Here is a 17,143-nt window from a genome sequence, read left to right on the forward strand (position 1 = left end):
TCCCATCAGGCTCTTAAACGTCTTTGATGCGCGCGAGGCAAAAAACGGTGGCGATAATCATCACCAGCGCGAACCAGAACACGGCATGATAATTCCAGATTTCAGCGGCAATGCCCGCCAGCGAACCTGCAATAATCCACCCCACGCGGATGGTGTTCGTATACAGGGTGGTAGCTGAACCAGCCTGTCCCGGCATTAAATCCTGAAAATAGAGCATCCCAATTCCGCCGAGAATGCCGATGTAAATCGCGTTCAATAGTTGCAAACCGAGCAAAATAACCGGTGAGTGTGCCAGCAGCATACCGGCATAAAATAAAAAACCGGCGACTACAGCAATCCTCATTAACAGGCGTTTGCCCAGCCGTTTAGCAAAGTATCCGGCGATCAGCATTGTCGGTATTTCCAGCCCGGCGGCGGTACCCATCATGATGCCTGCGAGTTTTTCCGGCAGGTGCAGTTCGTTGATGATGAACAGCGGCATATTAATAATATAGAGGCTGTTGGTGCCCCACATTAATGTGCAGATTGCAAAAAGCAGAAGCGTATCACGACGATTACGCCTTGGAGCCTCGACTACGCCGGTTGCCAGTGGGACGTTTTTGTTCATGGACGGTAAGAACAGCCAGACCATGACGCCGCAGATAATAAATGCGACCGCAGCGCTGAGATACATCACCGTAAAGCTGAACCCCATCGCCAGTGCGTAGGCCAGAGGGGGACCGATCACCCATGCCAGTGAAACCTGTGCGCGTAAAATTGAGCTGAACATCACGGCTTCCCGGCCTGTGCGGTCGGCATGCTCGCGGGCGAGGGCAAACATTTGTGGGTTAGCGGTAGAGCCAAAGCTACTGAGAAAAACACCGACAAACAGCAAAATAAAATAGTTACGGTTCCAGGCAAACAACACGCAGGCCAGCATCCCCAGCACACAGCAAAAAACAATCAGGTTCTTGCGATCGCCTTTTTTATCAGAGCGCCCGGCCAGAAACTGACTTACCAGGATGCCGATGACGGCACTGCCGGTAAAAAAGAAACCCACCATCCCTGGGCGGGCATGGACTTCATCGGTCAGAAAAAGGCTGAGTGTAGGAGTCTGCAATGCGCCAGCAATACCCGTCAGAAAAGCGACAAGCAAAAACGCCGAAGACGTTAAATCAAACGCCTTTGGTGTGGCGGCTACGGGGGTGTTATGCATGTTTCGATATCAGTGGTGTGAAGAGAGGCGGAGTTTACGCTGCTTGTCAGAAAACAAACAAGGAGCTAAATCAAAATCAGCATGAAAAATCAAAATCGCATTTCAGTCTGAGAAAACAGCATGCTGACGATGCTGAACCTGATAGGGTAACCCTGATTTCTGCGTCAGCAATTTTCACACATAGAAGAAAAAATGTGCGTTACATCTAAATTCAGCAAGCAAATCTACAACTTTACTTGCGTGCTGAAGCAGAAAGATCAAAACTTCTTGAAACGTTTCAGCGCTATCAGATTTTAAATGATGGAGTCGGGTGGCGCCTTTTTTCTCATGTTAGCTGAATCGTTTCAATTCGGCAGGAGAGGAGAACCATGTTCCAGTTATCTGTTCAGGATATACACCCGGGCGAGCAGGCCGGAAACAAAGAAGAGGCCATTCGTCAGGTTGCAGCCGCGTTAGTACAAGCGGGCAACGTCGCGGAGGGCTACGTCGATGGCATGCTGGCACGCGAACAACAGACATCCACTTTCCTTGGCAACGGTATTGCTATACCTCACGGTACAACGGATACGCGCGACCGCGTGCTGAAAACCGGTGTGCAGGTATTTCAGTTCCCGCAAGGTGTGACCTGGGGTGAAGACCAGGTCGCGTATGTGGCTATCGGTATTGCAGCCAGCTCGGATGAACACCTCGGTTTACTGCGCCAACTGACGCACGTGCTGAGTGATGATTCGGTGGCTGAGCAACTGAAATCAGCCACTACAGCAGAAGAACTGCGCGCCTTACTGATGGGCGAAAAGCAAAGTGAACAGCTGAAGCTTGATAATGACATGCTGACGCTGGACGTTGCCGCCAACTCTCTGATGACGCTGCAGGCGCTGAATGCTGCACGGCTGAAAGAAGCTGGAGCGGTCGATGCGACATTCGTCACCAGAGCGATTAACGAACAACCGATGAATCTCGGTCAAGGGATTTGGCTGAATGACTGTGCTGAAGGCAATGTGCGCAGCGCTATCGCGGTCAGTCGTGCGGCCAACGCATTTGAGGTTCAAGGTGAAACGGCGGCGGCGTTGATTACCGTTGCTATGAATGATGAGCAGCCCGTTGCGGTGCTGAAGCGCCTTGGCGATCTGTTGTTGAACAATAAAGCTGACCGTTTACTGAAAGCTGACGCAGCTACCGTGCTGGCGCTGCTGACCAGCGATGACGCATTAACTGACGATGTATTGAGCGCTGAGTTTGTGGTGCGCAATGAGCATGGTTTACACGCCCGTCCGGGCACCATGCTGGTGAATACGATTAAACAATTTAACAGTGAAATTACCGTGACAAATCTTGATGGAACCGGAAAGCCGGCAAATGGACGTAGTCTGATGAAAGTCGTGGCCTTAGGCGTGAAGAAAGGACATCACCTGCGCTTTACCGCACAGGGTGATGATGCTGAACAGGCGCTGAAAGCGATTGGCGATGCTATCGCGGCAGGTCTTGGGGAGGGCGCGTAATGAGCAGACGTGTTGCAACTATCACCCTGAACCCGGCTTACGACCTTGTCGGTTTTTGCCCGGAAATTGAACGCGGTGAAGTAAACCTGGTTAAAACGACCGGTCTGCACGCGGCTGGAAAAGGCATCAACGTCGCGAAAGTTCTGAAAGATCTGGGTATCGACGTTACGGTTGGCGGTTTCCTGGGTAAAGACAACCAGGATGGCTTTCAGCAACTGTTCAGCGAATTGGGTATTGCTAACCGTTTTCAGGTGGTGCAGGGGCGTACCCGTATTAACGTCAAACTGACTGAAAAAGACGGCGAAGTTTCAGACTTCAATTTCTCTGGTTTTGAAGTCACCCCAGCCGACTGGGAACGCTTTGTGAATGACTCCTTGAGCTGGTTGGGGCAGTTCGACATGGTGTGTGTCAGCGGCAGCTTGCCAACCGGTGTTAGTCCGGAAGCATTCACCGACTGGATGACGCGCCTGCGCAGCCAGTGTCCATGCATTATCTTTGATAGTAGCCGTGAAGCACTGGTCGCGGGTCTGAAAGCGGCGCCGTGGCTGGTAAAACCTAACCGCCGCGAGCTGGAGATCTGGGCTGGCCGTAAACTGCCGGAAATGAAAGATGTTATTGATGCTGCACATGCACTGCGCGAGCAGGGTATCGCTCATGTGGTGATTTCACTCGGTGCGGAAGGTGCGCTGTGGGTTAACGCTTCAGGCGAATGGATTGCGAAACCGCCATCCGTTGAGGTGGTCAGCACCGTAGGTGCGGGAGACTCAATGGTCGGCGGCCTGATTTACGGCCTGCTGATGCGTGAGTCCAGTGAACACACCTTACGTCTGGCGACCGCTGTGGCTGCACTGGCCGTAAGTCAAAGTAATGTGGGTATTACCGATCGTCCTCAGTTGGCCGCAATGATGACGCGTGTCGACTTAAAACCGTTTAACTGACAGCAGGAGAGGCATAATGAAAACGCTGCTGATTATTGACGCTAATCTCGGCCAGGCTCGTGCTTACATGGCGAAAACCCTGCTTGGAGCGGCGGCGCATAAAGCGCATCTGGATATTATTGATAATCCTAATGATGCTGAGCTGGCGATTGTTCTGGGCGACAAACTCCCGAATGACACTTCGCTGAACGGAAAAAATGTCTGGTTGGGTGATATTGGTCGTGCGGTTGCTCATCCTGAGTTATTCCTTAGCGAAGCGAAAAGTCATGCAAAACCCTACAGCGCGCCAGCTGCTGCCGCACCTGTGGCAAGCAGTGGTCCGAAACGTGTGGTTGCGGTAACGGCCTGCCCAACGGGCGTAGCGCATACTTTTATGGCTGCTGAAGCCATTGAAACCGAGGCCAAAAAACGCGGCTGGTGGGTGAAGGTTGAAACCCGTGGCTCTGTTGGGGCGGGTAATGCCATAACCCCGGAAGAAGTTGCCGAAGCTGATCTGGTGATCGTGGCTGCTGATATTGAAGTGGATCTGGCGAAATTTGCCGGAAAACCGATGTACCGTACCTCGACCGGTCTGGCACTGAAGAAAACGAAGCAAGAGCTGGATAAAGCCGTCGACGAAGCGACCCTCTACCAGCCTGCGGGGAAAGGACAGTCTACAGCGACACAGGGTAAGAAAGAGAGTGCTGGCGCATACCGTCACCTGCTGACGGGCGTTTCTTACATGCTGCCAATGGTGGTTGCGGGTGGCTTGTGTATTGCGCTGTCTTTCGCGTTTGGTATTGAAGCATTTAAAGAGCCTAACACGCTGGCAGCGGCGTTGATGCAGATTGGCGGTGGCTCAGCCTTTGCGCTGATGGTTCCGGTTCTGGCGGGTTACATTGCGTTCTCTATCGCCGACCGTCCTGGCCTGACGCCGGGTCTTATCGGCGGTATGTTGGCGGTAAGCACCGGTTCCGGTTTTATCGGCGGGATCATTGCCGGTTTCCTTGCGGGTTACCTGGCGAAGTTAATCAGCACTAAGCTGAAACTGCCGCAAAGTATGGAAGCGCTGAAACCGATCCTGATCATTCCACTGCTCTCGAGCCTGGTGGTGGGTCTGGCGATGATTTACCTCATTGGCAAACCGGTTGCTGGCATCCTGGAAGGTCTGACTCACTGGCTGCAAACCATGGGGACGGCGAATGCGGTACTACTCGGTGCAATTCTTGGCGGTATGATGTGTACTGACATGGGGGGACCGGTAAACAAAGCCGCATATGCTTTCGGTGTGGGTCTGCTGAGTACACAAACGTATGCGCCAATGGCTGCAATCATGGCTGCGGGTATGGTGCCACCGCTGGCACTGGGTCTGTCTACCCTTGTTGCGCGTCGTAAATTCGACAAAGCACAACAGGAAGGGGGGAAAGCCGCTCTGGTTCTGGGTCTGTGCTTCATTACCGAAGGGGCGATTCCGTTCGCAGCCCGTGACCCGATGCGTGTTCTGCCGTGCTGTATCGTCGGTGGTGCGTTGACCGGTGCCATCTCCATGGCGGTGGGTGCTAAGCTGATGGCTCCGCACGGTGGTCTGTTCGTACTGCTGATCCCTGGCGCAATTACACCGGTTCTTGGATATCTGCTGGCAATTATCGCAGGTACGCTGGTTGCGGGTCTGGCCTATGCGTTCCTGAAACGTCCGGAAGAGGACGCTGTCGCTAAAGCGGCATAACCCTCCTCTCATCAAAGGGCAGAGATTTCTCTGCCCTTTTTTATGCTTAAAGCGTTATCCATTGAAATTCTATGGGGCGAGGCATAACGAATCCTTTTGCTATGCGATTTAGGCAATCATGGGGGCAATGATAAAGCCGAAGGCAACACCAGCAATAATGCCGCCTAACCCTGGCAACATAAACGGATGGTTTAAGACATACTTGCCAACCCGCGTTGTCCCTGTGGTGTCGAATTCCATTGCTGCCAGCGACGTGGGATAAGTTGGCAGAACAAACACCCCGGTTACCGCGACGTACGAAGCCAGTATGGCCCAGGTTGGTACACCGAGGGCGACGGCAAGAGGGATAATCAGTGGCGTGGTTGCTCCTTGTGAATAGAGGAGCGCGCAGGTACCAAAGAGTACCAGTGCCAACAGCATCGGATAGGCCTGCAGAATATCGCCCGCGATACTTTTAATCTCCGCCAGATGCGCATCAATAAATGTTGTGCCCAGCGTTACGATCCCGAGAATTACTGCCAGTGAGCTCATGCCCGCGCGAAAAGTGGATGTCAGCACAATGGAATCTGTGGATGTTTTACACAACACTACCATCAGGCAAGCGGCGGACAGCATGCAGATAATAATGATATCCCGCGTATTCATTGGGCTACCGATGTCGAAGCCGGGGCGTAGCTGAGGACATGCGGCAAGAATAACGATGACGACTGTTGCCAGCATAAACAGGCCGACAGAAAGCCTGGCTCCCGGTGTAGTGCTGTGCTGCCCTTCATATTTACGGACCAGACCTTTTTGCAGACGCTCCAGATATACTTCGTCATCTTCCAGCTCGCATCCCTGGCGTGAAGCGATTAATGCGGCAACCATCGCGGCAACGAATGAGGCCGGAAGACAAACCGCCATGACCTGAATAAAGCTGACGCCATTACCTTCCATGATCGTCAGCATCGCGGCCATGGCGGCGCTAATCGGCGAGCCAGATATCGCAATTTGGGAGGCGACTACGGAGCCAGCTAGCGTGCGAGAGGGACGTATGCCGGATTCTTTTGCCACTTCTGCAATTACCGGCAAGGTAGAAAAGACGATAAACCCGGTTCCCGCCATAATGGTCATCGACCAGGTAATAATTGGCGCAATAATATTAATATATTTTGGATTTCGTCGCATAAAATTGCCGGCGATGCGTACCAGATAATCCATACCTCCTGCGGCCTGTAGTGCAGATGCTGCTACAACAACCGTCATAATAATAAGAATAACATCTACGGGCGGGGAACCGATGGAAAGACCAAATCCCAGCGTCAGAATTGCCAGTCCCAGTCCACCGCATAAACCAATGCCAATCCCGCCGAGACGAATACCAAAAAATATTGATCCTAATACCACGATAATTTCTAGCCAAATCATAATGATCTCCGCCAGACAATAATTTGTCGTTAAAGGTGAGTGTTTAGTTAATATGTTTATTTAGTTAGGTTTGTTTTTTATTGCGCCAGGAGATGGTGCTTTCCTACTCTTTTTTCGTACCACTTAATACCTGCACGAACTAATGATCCGGTTGAATCAATATATTTATCCGGTGACTTTTTAACCGCTTCGGCAAGGATCACAGGAACTTCCGTACAGCCCAGAACGATAACTTCAGCACCGCGTGAGAAAAGTATTTCGGCTTGTTCAAGCATCATTTTTTGCGCGTGCTTAAGATCACCTGCTTTTAAGCAATAAATACTTTCCATCACTTTTTCCTGACTGGACGTATCAGGACTGATGCAGCTTAAGCCAAGAGATTCTATACCTTTTTGATAAAGTCCCATGTAGAGTGTGGCGTTGGTTGCCAGCAGCCCAATACGGGTTTTTCTGCATTTTTCAACCTCATTCATCGTTGTATCAACAATGCTTAGCAGGTCTATATGGCAGGAATCTTTTAATTCGTTGAACCAAAAATGGGCGGTATTACAGGGAATCACAATACACTCCGCCCCGGCATCTTCCAGTTTATGCAGATAATCACGCATAGCGGGAAGAGGGGAGCGACCATGATGCATCAGAGCATCGGTCCGGTCGGGAATATCAGGAATAGATGAAATAATTAATGGAATATGTTCCTGATCGCACTGTGCTGCTGTATAAGTGACAAATTTATTAAAAAGATCGACGGTTGCAGCAGGACCCATTCCGCCAAGTACGCCAATTAAACCTTTCACGATTTATACCTCATTTAACCGTTAATAAATAATCTGTATTTTTTCTTTCGCTAATGTTTAACAGCTGATGACGGCGATGAGAAATGCAATAATGTTTGCTGTAATGCAAAAACCGCATGATTGTGAGTGTTGAGTCAGGGGCAGAATGCCAGCGCCCGGCAAAGAGTATGGGTTCTGGTCAGAATCGAGCGCGAACATATGGGAGAAACCATCAGGAGGTTAATGTCAAAAACGAAGGTGTCATGCAAAAAACGAATCACTAATTGCTGAGAGTCAATGATATGTCCTGAAATTCTCAGGCATGATGTTATATGCTCATGGACATATTTAAATACCTGTGTGACCGATATGAAAAACATCGAGACAAAATGGTTATATGATTTTTTGACACTGGAAGCCTGTCGTCATTTTTCCCAGGCTGCTGAGCAACGTAATATATCTCAACCAGCATTTAGCCGACGGATCAAAGCGCTCGAGTCGGCAGTAGGAGTCATGTTATTTGATCGCACCACTTCGCCGTTGCAACTCACGGAAGAGGGGAAGTTGTTTCACTCGCAGACACGAAGCTTATTACAACAGCTGGAATGTAATCTGGATGAGCTAAGCGGTCATAACTTGCTAGGAGTGCCGAATATTAAAGTTGCGGCGGCACATTCGCTGTCGCTTACCATGCTACCCAGATTAGTTCACTCGATGGCAGCCTACGGCGAAGAATTTGTTTATCACGTTGAGGCCATTGATGTTGTGCAGGCGGTTAACACCCTGCGAGAAGGGAAAAGTGATTTTATTATCTCATTTCGCGATGAAGACCTGATGCAGTCACCTTTTTGTGGTCTGAAAGTTTTTGAATCAGAGCTGTACCCTGTTTGTGCTGCTGATGAGCAGGGTAAACCGTTGTTTGATATCTGGCAGCCGCAGGTGCCGATATTGAACTACACCAGTACATCTTATATGGGGCGGTTGGTTAACCGCCATCTGGCGGAAGTGGGCGGTATTACGGGACGCACGTTATTTATGTCTTCGATGAGTGAGTTGCTGAAAAATATGGCGCTTGATGGACATGGTATCGCCTGGTTGCCCGCATGGTCGATTGTTAACGAACTGCGCACAAAACGGTTGGTTTCACTGGCGGTACCGGAGCTAATGGTGCCAATTCAGGCCTATATTTACAGGATGGATACCCGGTTGAATAAAACAGCTGAAAATTTCTGGGGCATCTTGCGTAACCATATGCCAGAGCTTTGATTTTCACTTCTGAGGCGCGCCAGTTTGTCTGGCGCGCGGGAACGATGTTACGCGACTGCTTTTTCTGTTTGCTGGGCTTTCAGCCAGGCTATCTCTTCTGCCCAGATATCAGGGTTGATGGTCTCAAGTACCAGTGGAATACCGTCAAAACGCTTGTCCTGCATGATCCAGCGGAAGGCATCGTGACCGATGTTGCCTTCACCTAAGCTGTGGTGGCGGTCAACACGGCTGCCAAATGTGCTCTTGGCATCGTTGAGATGCATCCCGCGTAAATAATTAAAGCCGACGATGCGTTCAAATTCCGCAAAGGTCTTTTCGCACTCGGCAGTAGTGCGTAGATCGTATCCGGCAGCGAAGGCGTGGCAGGTATCGATGCAGACACCGACACGGGTTTTATCTTCTACGCCATCAATAATGGCCGCCAGATGCTCAAACTTAAACCCAAGATTACTGCCCTGTCCGGCGGTATTTTCAATGACTGCCGTCACGCCCTGAGTCTGAGCGAGGGCAATATTGATCGACTCCGCGATCCGCGCCAGGCACTCATCTTCCGGGATCTGCATCAAATGGCTACCAGGGTGAAAGTTAAGCAGAGATAAGCCAAGCTGCTCACAGCGCTGCATTTCATCAATAAAGGCATCGCGTGATTTTTCCAGCGCGTCGCTCACCGGGTGTCCGAGGTTAATCAGGTAGCTGTCGTGAGGCAGGATTTGTGCCGGAGAAAAATGGTACTTCTCGCAGGCTGACTTAAAGTCATCTATGACTTCGGTCGTCAACGGCGCGGCGCGCCACTGGCGCTGATTTTTGGTGAACAGGGCGAATGCGGTCGCTTCGATTTCCGCGGCTCGAATAGCGGCGTTAGCCAGACCGCCAGCGGCGCTTACGTGCGCTCCAATATATTTCATAAGTTAAACCCGCCATACTCAAAAGGGGAGAGTATAGCGGGTTAACAAGGGTTAGTCGTGATCGATCATGCCATCAGCGCGTGGATGGCAACGTTAATCGCACCGCCGCCCACAATCAGCCATACAAACAGAACAAGCGCCATCAGTAAGGGTTTAGCACCTGCTTTCTTCAGTGCACTGACGTGAGTGGTAAGCCCAAGTGCGGCCATCGCCATCGCCAGCAGAACTGTATCCAGCGTAACCAGCATGTCCACTACGGACTTCGGTAGCAGGTGGAACGAGTTGAAAATCGCAACCACAATAAACAGGATGGCAAACCACGGAATAGTGATTTTACTTTTTTCCCCTCCGGTCGCCGGAGACAGCTGTTTCACACGGGCAGCCAGGATGATGAGGAATGGAGCCAGCATCATAACGCGCAACATTTTTGCAATCACTGCCGCGTTTTCTGCATCCGGAGTAATTGCATGTCCGGCGGCGACAACCTGTGCTACTTCATGCATGGTAGAGCCAATGTAAATCCCATAGGTTTCCGGGCTAAACCAGTGCGCCAGCAGTGGATACATTGCCGGGTACAGGAAGATTGCAATCGTACCGAAGATAACCACAGTTGCGACAGCGACCGTCACTTTACTGGCTTCTGCTTTGACTACCGGTTCTGTTGCCAGCACCGCGGCTGCACCGCAAATGCTGCTCCCGGCACCAATGAGCCAGCTGGTGTGCCGATCCAGGCCAAACACTTTCTGCCCAAGGAAACAGGCAAGCATAAAGGTACTGGTCAGCGTCAACACATCGATCACGATACCGCTGACGCCAACGTCAGCAATCTGCGCGAATGTAAGGCGAAAGCCGTAGAGGATTATCCCCAGGCGTAATAAATGTTGTTTGGCAAACAGTACGCCACCGTCACAGCTTTTCCAGATGTGTGGATAGACGGTATTACCGAGAACCATCCCCAATAAAATGGCTAAGGTGAGGGCGCTGAACCCGGCACCCGCTACGGCGGGAATGGAACCACCCCACAAAGCGGCCCCGGTGATAACTGCACTCAGGGCAAGCCCCGGAATAAAATGCCACACTGTACGTCGATGATTCTGTAGGGCGAGTTCTGTCATGACCCCTCCTGTGAATTGGAATGAAATCTTTGACAAAATAGTAAGGTGAAGTGGCTTAAAAATAAAATTGATTATATATTTATAATTAATCTTTATAAGTGGTAAGCACGGCTACCTGGTGGAAAACGACTATGCATATCACCCTACGACAACTTGAAGTGTTTGCTGAGGTACTGAAAAGCGGCTCGACGACTCAGGCATCTGTGATGTTGTCATTGTCGCAGTCGGCGGTTAGCGCCGCGCTTACCGATTTAGAGGGGCAACTTGGTGTCCAGCTATTTGACCGCGTGGGTAAGCGCCTGGTCGTTAATGAGCACGGGCGATTACTCTATCCTCGCGCGCTGGCGCTGCTTGAGCAAACAACTGAAATTGAACAGCTTTTTCGTGAAGATAATGGCGCTATTCGCGTATATGCCAGCAGCACCATTGGTAATTACATTCTTCCTGCCATGATCGCCCGTTACCGGCAGGATTTTCCTGATTTGCCACTGGAGCTGAGCGTGGGCAACAGTCAGGATGTTATCAACGCGGTACTGGATTTTCGGGTAGACATTGGGCTTATCGAAGGCCCTTGCCACAGCACGGAAATTATCTCTGAACCGTGGCTGGAAGATGAGCTGGTGGTCTTTGCTGCGCCGTCTTCGCCATTAACGAAGGGGCCCGTTACGCTGGAACAACTGGCAGCGTCGCCCTGGATCCTCCGCGAGCGTGGTTCCGGTACGCGTGAGCTTGTTGATTACCTGCTGTTGTCGCATTTGCCGAGGTTTCAAATGGCCATGGAGCTGGGTAATTCAGAAGCGATTAAACATGCTGTGCGTCATGGATTAGGGATTAGCTGTCTGTCGCGTCGTGTCATTGAGGAACAGTTGCGGGCCGGAACGCTGAGCGAAGTTCCCGTGCCACTACCGCGGTTAGTTCGCACCCTCTGGCGTGTCCATCATCGTCAAAAACACCTCTCCAATGCGCTGCTGCGTTTTTTACGTTATAGCGATCAGGTGGAACAGGCCGGGTAAGACGCAGGTGTGTCGGAAGCAGGTAGTGCCGACACGCTCTTACCTGATGGCGCTATGTTTATCTGGTCTGCACGCTTTCAAATCTCTGCTTTACTTATAATCCGCGGCCAGTCATGAAGGTCTCTTATAACAGCGCATTTGTGCCGGAAGAATGCCGTTTCGTCTGCTACAATCGCGCCTCATTTTTTGGATGGATAGCATTTTCACATGGTTTCCGAAACTAAAACCACAGAAGCGCCCACGCTACGTCGTGAACTGAAAGCGCGTCACCTGACGATGATTGCCATTGGTGGCTCCATCGGTACGGGTCTTTTCGTTGCATCTGGTGCAACCATTTCTGCGGCGGGTCCTGGCGGCGCGCTGTTTTCCTATATTCTGATTGGTCTGATGGTGTACTTCCTGATGACCAGTCTTGGTGAATTAGCCGCGTATATGCCGGTTTCCGGTTCGTTCTCCACCTACGGTCAGAACTATGTAGAAGAAGGCTTTGGCTTCGCGCTGGGCTGGAACTACTGGTACAACTGGGCGGTAACCATTGCCGTTGACCTTGTGGCTGCACAACTGGTGATGAGCTGGTGGTTCCCGGATACGCCCGGCTGGATCTGGAGTGCGTTGTTCCTGTGCGTCATCTTCCTGCTGAACTACATCTCGGTCAGGGGTTTTGGTGAAGCGGAGTACTGGTTCTCGCTGATCAAAGTTACCACCGTTATTATCTTCATTGTGGTTGGTGTGATGATGATCGTCGGTATCTTTAAAGGCGCTCAACCGGTGGGCTGGAGCAACTGGACGACAGGTGAGGCTCCTTTTGCCGGTGGTTTTGCGGCGATGATTGGCGTGGCGATGATCGTCGGTTTCTCTTTCCAGGGCACCGAGTTGATTGGTATCGCTGCAGGCGAATCTGAAGATCCTGAGAAGAACATTCCTCGCGCTGTGCGTCAGGTGTTCTGGCGAATCCTGTTGTTCTATGTGTTCGCTATTTTGATCATCAGCCTGATTATTCCATACACTGACCCAAGCCTGCTGCGCAATGATGTTAAAGACATCAGCGTCAGTCCGTTCACGCTGGTATTCCAGCACGCCGGCCTGCTTTCTGCGGCGGCGGTGATGAACGCCGTTATCCTGACAGCGGTATTGTCGGCGGGTAACTCCGGGATGTATGCGTCAACGCGTATGCTTTATACCCTGGCATGTGATGGTAAAGCGCCGCGTATTTTCGCTAAGCTGTCTCGTGGCGGTGTACCGCGTAATGCGTTATATGCGACCACGGTGGTGGCAGGGTTGTGCTTCCTGACTTCAATGTTTGGCAACCAGACCGTGTACCTGTGGCTGCTGAATACCTCCGGGATGACGGGCTTTATCGCCTGGCTGGGGATTGCCATTAGCCACTATCGTTTCCGTCGTGGCTATGTGCTGCAGGGGCATGATGTGAAGGATCTGCCGTATCGTTCAGGTTTCTTCCCGCTGGGTCCGATCTTTGCTTTCGTGTTGTGCCTGATTATTACGCTGGGACAAAACTACGAAGCATTCCTGAAAGATACCATTGACTGGGGCGGTGTGATGGCAACCTATATCGGTATCCCGCTGTTCCTGATTATCTGGTTTGGCTACAAGCTGACAAAAGGAACCCATTTTGTTCGCTACAGCGAAATGCACTTCCCGGGGCGAGTGAAGAAATAACCTGTTAGACAGACCTGTCCGGATCAAGCATTTATGCCGTCATCCGGCAGACAAAATAACAAAAACCCCGGCATTATTCGTGCCGGGGTTTTTTATTGCACTGTACTTAGAAGTTGTAAGTCAGGCCAACGGTATAGCGACGACCATCGAGAACGGTGTCGTAGGTATCGTAATTGATTTGCTTATCCAGAACGTTATACACGCCAGCAGTCAGCAACAGATCTTTGTTGGCGTAGTAACGCAAGCCGACGTCAACCTGAGTATAGGAAGGGGTTCCTTGTGCCATTGAGGTACGGCTCAGGTACTCGGATGTTTTACCGCGCAAGTTCAGACGGCTCCAGAAGCCGATATCCTGCGTAGCCTGCCAGTCCAGCGTAGTGTTAAACATATGTTTTGGCATTTTATTCAGCGGCTGACCAGAGAACTGACCGCTTTTCTGCTCAGACTCGGTGTAGGTGTAGTTAGCTGTCCAGTTGAGGTCAGAGGTAATCTTCCAGCCGAAGGTGGACTCTACGCCGCGCATGTTGGCTTTATCAACGTTAACCCGATCGCTGACAAAATCGTAACTGGTTGTGCCGATGGTGCAGGCAGGATCGGAACTGCTGTTACAGCGGCGAACTTCGGTAATTTTGTTTTTGAAGTCAGTGTTGAACAGAGTGACGCCTGCGTTGAGGTCGTTACCGTTGTCCCACAGCAACCCGATTTCTTCACTCAGGCTTTTCTCCGGTTTCAGATCCGGGTTACCTACAATGATACCGTTCAGGCGACCACCGCCGGTGACCTGTCCCCAACTGGCAGATGACTGACGCAGGTCTGGTGCACGATAGCCTGCTGAAACACCGCCTTTTAAGGTCCATTGATCGCTAAGATGCCATACGCCATAGCCACGCGGCGTCCAGTTATCACCGTAGTTTTCATCTTTGTCCATACGCAGACCACCGGTCAGCGTAAAGGTATCGGTAACGGCCCATTCATCTTCGGCAAACAGCGCCCAGCTCCAGCGAGTTAGCTTGTTCAGACCATCTGCCGCTTGCAACTGGTTACCGTTATCGCGCAGTTTTTCATAACGGTACTGTCCACCCGCCGTCAGGGTATGTGCCCCGAGGAAGATCTGGTTCTGGTTATTGAAGATGGTGTTGTAGGACTTCATCTGGCGACCGGGATTCTCGCTCTCTTCCTGCTGAACATAGCTGGTGGTATTGAAGTCGTCATAGTAACCGCTGTGGGTTAATGAATAGGTGGTGTGCACATACTTGCTTTCGCTTTTGCTGTTTGGCTTACAGGTGCCGTTGCGGCAGCTCTCTGCGGCCATTGACTTGCCTGGCGTGCTGTCGCGATCCTGCAGTTCACGTGCGTAATCGAAGTCAATATCGTTTTTATCATCCGGCGTAAAGTTCAGGGTTAATCCCCCGCTACGCATACGCTGCTCATTGTAACCATTGACGATTTCATCTTCTGCACGGTGAGAGAATAAACCGGTGACTTTTGCGCCGAGTAACCCGTCAATCAGCGGCCCGGAAGCATAGGCGTTAGTCTGGTAAATATCGCCAGAATCCCGGTCTTCCTGGAAAGTGGCATCGCCATGCAAGGAGCCGGTCCAGGCTTTGGTATTCGAGACTTTTTTGGTAATTACGTTGATGACGCCGCCCATTGCATCAGAGCCGTAGAGCGAAGACATAGGGCCACGGATCACTTCGATACGTTCGATGGATTCCAGCGGCGGGAGCCAGCCTTGCTCAATGCCAGAGTTATCGCTGTTGGGACGTGTACCACGCGTGCTGATACGTTTACCGTTTACCAGGAAAAGCGTGTATTGCGAAGCCATCCCGCGAATGCTGATATCGCTGCTGCTACCCCCACCTGTTACGACGACGCCAGGTACATCTTTTAGCGCATCGGTGACATCACGGTAAGCTTTATCCTCTATCTGCTGCTTGGTGATCACAGAAATAGAGGCGGGGGCGTCCTGGATTTTTTGCTCAAACCCGGTGGCTGTAACAACGACGGTATCCTGGTCAGCAGCATAGACGAGTGATGGGAGACTGGCGACGCATACTGCGGCAGCAACAGCCTTAACGTGAGGTATAGTCATTTGTATCATTCCATTTAAATGAATTTACCCGTAATACTTCAAGTTGCAGGTGTGCTGACTAAGCTCGTTCACCCCAGGAACGTACTTATGTGCGTTCCTGGGATTTACTCCCCTGCCGCATGATCCGGCAAGAGAGCCTCACCCCTTCGGGGCCAGCACTGTTCAAAATGCAATTGCATTTTGTCCTACAACTCGAATTCTTAGGGTAACGATCAACTCGTCATGACAAAGGCCATGACAATTATATGTATTTGTCTTTTAAGGACTCTTTTAAGTAAAGAAGCTAGGAGATTGTACAAAAGTGTGAATGTTTGTAAACACAAATGATAATTGGAATCATTTGTGTTTGATATGATTGGCAAGGAAAAGCTTTTTCAGTCAATGAGATAGCGGCAAAATAAAAATGGAGAAAAAATGAGGAAATGATGGAGAAACAAAGAGGGCGGACGCCCTCAGTGCGTTACTTCAACAGATATTGTGCGTGGAAGCGCAGATGATCTTCAATGAACGACGCAATAAAATAATAGCTATGATCGTATCCGGGCTGAATGCGTAACGTCATCGGCCACGCCGTCTGACGAGCCGTTTCTGCCAGCACCGCAGGTTGAAGTTGATCGGCAAGGAACTGATCGCTGTCACCCTGATCGATGAGTGTTGGAATGGCATCTTCTGGCTTACTGGCTAACATTAACGCGCAGCTATCCCATGCGGCCCAGGTCGTCTTATCATCGCCCAGATAGGCACTAAATGCCTTTTCTCCCCACGGAACACGGCATGGGTTTACGATTGGCGCAAACGCGGAAACACTGGTGTATTTACCGGGGTTTTTCAGCGCCATAATCAGTGCACCGTGACCGCCCATGGAGTGTCCGCTGATGGCGCAGCGATCGCCGACGTTAAACTGTGACTGAACCAGTGCCGGAAGCTCATCGCGCAAGTAGTCATACATGCGGAAATGCGAAGCCCATGGCTGCTGTGTGGCATTGAGATAAAATCCGGCACCTTGACCTAAATCGTACCCGTCATCATTGGCCACCAGTTCACCGCGCGGGCTGGTATCTGGCATCACCAGAACAATCCCCAACTCAGCTGCAATACGCTGCGCGCCTGCTTTGGTAGTAAAATTCTCATCATTGCAGGTCAGACCCGACAACCAATACAGTACCGGAGGCGGGGTGTTATCGCGCGGCGGAGGGAGAAAAATGCTGAAAGTCATGGTGCAATTTAACGTAGCGGAGTCGTGACGCCAGCGTTGCTGCCAGCCTTCAAAACAGCGGTGCTCTTCAAGCATTTCCATGCGTGGCTCCTTGTTGTGTCGAATCTGAATGTGTTTGCGAACCCATCATAATACAGATTATTCATTGCACTGTGAGTAACTTTCACTTCCGCATTGGGCAAACATACTTCATCATCTATATAACTTTACATTAACACTCATACTCACCGGGTTGAACGGCAAGTAGGATCTGTGCATTAACAGGCTGCGCCAATTTCAATAATTATCGCGGTGAATACTGGATTATGTGCGCCGCCTCACGCACAATGTTCTGGCTGT

At 51.0% G+C, this 17,143-nt stretch carries 13 protein-coding genes; 6 read left to right on the plus strand and 7 right to left on the minus strand.

All coding sequences use genetic code 11. From position 1 onward, the window contains the following. Positions 1 to 13: 13 nt before the first annotated feature. Complete coding sequence (gene setB, locus SK36_RS06095; protein ID WP_048221037.1) at positions 14 to 1,195, minus strand: sugar efflux transporter SetB; 1,182 nt, start codon at positions 1,193 to 1,195, stop codon at positions 14 to 16. Positions 1,196 to 1,563: 368 nt separating this feature from the next. Between setB and fruB the strand changes: the two genes are divergently transcribed. From fruB to fruA, 3 genes are read left to right on the plus strand one after another with little or no spacing between them, the layout of a single operon-like run. Then, complete coding sequence (gene fruB / locus SK36_RS06100) at positions 1,564 to 2,694, plus strand: fused PTS fructose transporter subunit IIA/HPr protein (RefSeq protein ID WP_048221038.1); 1,131 nt, start codon at positions 1,564 to 1,566, stop codon at positions 2,692 to 2,694. Beyond that, complete coding sequence (gene fruK, locus SK36_RS06105) at positions 2,694 to 3,632, plus strand: 1-phosphofructokinase (RefSeq protein WP_048221039.1); 939 nt, start codon at positions 2,694 to 2,696, stop codon at positions 3,630 to 3,632. The genes fruB and fruK overlap by 1 nt, the downstream gene beginning before the upstream one ends. A 16-nt stretch (positions 3,633 to 3,648) precedes the next feature. Next, on the plus strand, positions 3,649 to 5,337 hold the full coding sequence (fruA, locus tag SK36_RS06110) for a PTS fructose transporter subunit IIBC (RefSeq protein WP_045445055.1): 1,689 nt from the start codon (positions 3,649 to 3,651) through the stop codon (positions 5,335 to 5,337). Positions 5,338 to 5,445: 108 nt separating this feature from the next. Here fruA and SK36_RS06115 read toward each other — a convergent pair whose 3' ends face one another. Both SK36_RS06115 and SK36_RS06120 read right to left on the minus strand, forming a co-directional pair. Then, positions 5,446 to 6,744, minus strand: coding sequence for an anaerobic C4-dicarboxylate transporter (locus tag SK36_RS06115; protein WP_045445052.1), 1,299 nt, complete (start codon positions 6,742 to 6,744; stop codon positions 5,446 to 5,448). Between the two features lie 77 nt (positions 6,745 to 6,821). Further along, positions 6,822 to 7,541 carry a cysteate racemase gene (locus SK36_RS06120; RefSeq protein ID WP_048221040.1) on the minus strand — a complete coding sequence of 240 codons (720 nt, stop codon included), beginning with the start codon at positions 7,539 to 7,541 and terminating at the stop codon, positions 6,822 to 6,824. A gap of 339 nt (positions 7,542 to 7,880) precedes the next feature. Between SK36_RS06120 and hypT the strand changes: the two genes are divergently transcribed. Then, positions 7,881 to 8,786, plus strand: coding sequence for a hypochlorite stress DNA-binding transcriptional regulator HypT (hypT, locus tag SK36_RS06125; protein WP_075261762.1), 906 nt, complete (start codon positions 7,881 to 7,883; stop codon positions 8,784 to 8,786). Between the two features lie 47 nt (positions 8,787 to 8,833). Here hypT and nfo read toward each other — a convergent pair whose 3' ends face one another. After that, the gene (nfo, locus tag SK36_RS06130) at positions 8,834 to 9,691 is read right to left on the minus strand and encodes a deoxyribonuclease IV (protein ID WP_048221041.1); all 858 of its coding nucleotides are present in this window, start codon (positions 9,689 to 9,691) and stop codon (positions 8,834 to 8,836) included. A 65-nt stretch (positions 9,692 to 9,756) separates the two neighbouring features. Beyond that, a complete protein-coding gene (locus SK36_RS06135; protein WP_048221042.1) occupies positions 9,757 to 10,806 on the minus strand; it encodes a YeiH family protein in 1,050 nt (349 codons plus the stop codon). A 131-nt stretch (positions 10,807 to 10,937) separates the two neighbouring features. Here SK36_RS06135 and yieE point away from each other — a divergent pair, with 131 nt between their 5' ends. Both yieE and lysP read left to right on the plus strand, forming a co-directional pair. Beyond that, positions 10,938 to 11,819 (plus strand): DNA-binding transcriptional regulator YeiE, encoded by an 882-nt coding sequence (gene yieE / locus SK36_RS06140; protein ID WP_045445036.1) that lies wholly within the window; start codon positions 10,938 to 10,940, stop codon positions 11,817 to 11,819. A 207-nt stretch (positions 11,820 to 12,026) separates the two neighbouring features. Continuing rightward, positions 12,027 to 13,496, plus strand: a complete 1,470-nt coding sequence (lysP, locus tag SK36_RS06145; RefSeq protein WP_045445033.1) for a lysine-specific permease — start codon at positions 12,027 to 12,029, stop codon at positions 13,494 to 13,496. Between the two features lie 106 nt (positions 13,497 to 13,602). Here the strand turns inward: lysP and SK36_RS06150 are convergent, their stop codons facing one another. After that, the gene (locus SK36_RS06150; protein WP_048221043.1) at positions 13,603 to 15,588 is read right to left on the minus strand and encodes a ligand-gated channel protein; all 1,986 of its coding nucleotides are present in this window, start codon (positions 15,586 to 15,588) and stop codon (positions 13,603 to 13,605) included. A 460-nt stretch (positions 15,589 to 16,048) separates the two neighbouring features. Further along, complete coding sequence (gene fghA, locus SK36_RS06155) at positions 16,049 to 16,885, minus strand: S-formylglutathione hydrolase (protein ID WP_048221044.1); 837 nt, start codon at positions 16,883 to 16,885, stop codon at positions 16,049 to 16,051. Between the last annotated feature and the right edge of the window lie 258 nt (positions 16,886 to 17,143).

The sequence above is a fragment of the Citrobacter sp. MGH106 genome (assembly GCF_001037495.1).
GTDB lineage: Bacteria > Pseudomonadota > Gammaproteobacteria > Enterobacterales > Enterobacteriaceae > Citrobacter > Citrobacter murliniae.

Coding starts and splice junctions, on each gene's coding strand:
- setB (WP_048221037.1), bottom strand. CDS start 1,195: ATGCATAACACCCCCGTAGCCGCCACACCAAAGGCGTTTGATTTAACG.
- fruB (WP_048221038.1), top strand. CDS start 1,564: ATGTTCCAGTTATCTGTTCAGGATATACACCCGGGCGAGCAGGCCGGA.
- fruK (WP_048221039.1), top strand. CDS start 2,694: ATGAGCAGACGTGTTGCAACTATCACCCTGAACCCGGCTTACGACCTT.
- fruA (WP_045445055.1), top strand. CDS start 3,649: ATGAAAACGCTGCTGATTATTGACGCTAATCTCGGCCAGGCTCGTGCT.
- SK36_RS06115 (WP_045445052.1), bottom strand. CDS start 6,744: ATGATTTGGCTAGAAATTATCGTGGTATTAGGATCAATATTTTTTGGT.
- nfo (WP_048221041.1), bottom strand. CDS start 9,691: ATGAAATATATTGGAGCGCACGTAAGCGCCGCTGGCGGTCTGGCTAAC.
- SK36_RS06135 (WP_048221042.1), bottom strand. CDS start 10,806: ATGACAGAACTCGCCCTACAGAATCATCGACGTACAGTGTGGCATTTT.
- yieE (WP_045445036.1), top strand. CDS start 10,938: ATGCATATCACCCTACGACAACTTGAAGTGTTTGCTGAGGTACTGAAA.
- lysP (WP_045445033.1), top strand. CDS start 12,027: ATGGTTTCCGAAACTAAAACCACAGAAGCGCCCACGCTACGTCGTGAA.
- SK36_RS06150 (WP_048221043.1), bottom strand. CDS start 15,588: ATGACTATACCTCACGTTAAGGCTGTTGCTGCCGCAGTATGCGTCGCC.
- fghA (WP_048221044.1), bottom strand. CDS start 16,885: ATGGAAATGCTTGAAGAGCACCGCTGTTTTGAAGGCTGGCAGCAACGC.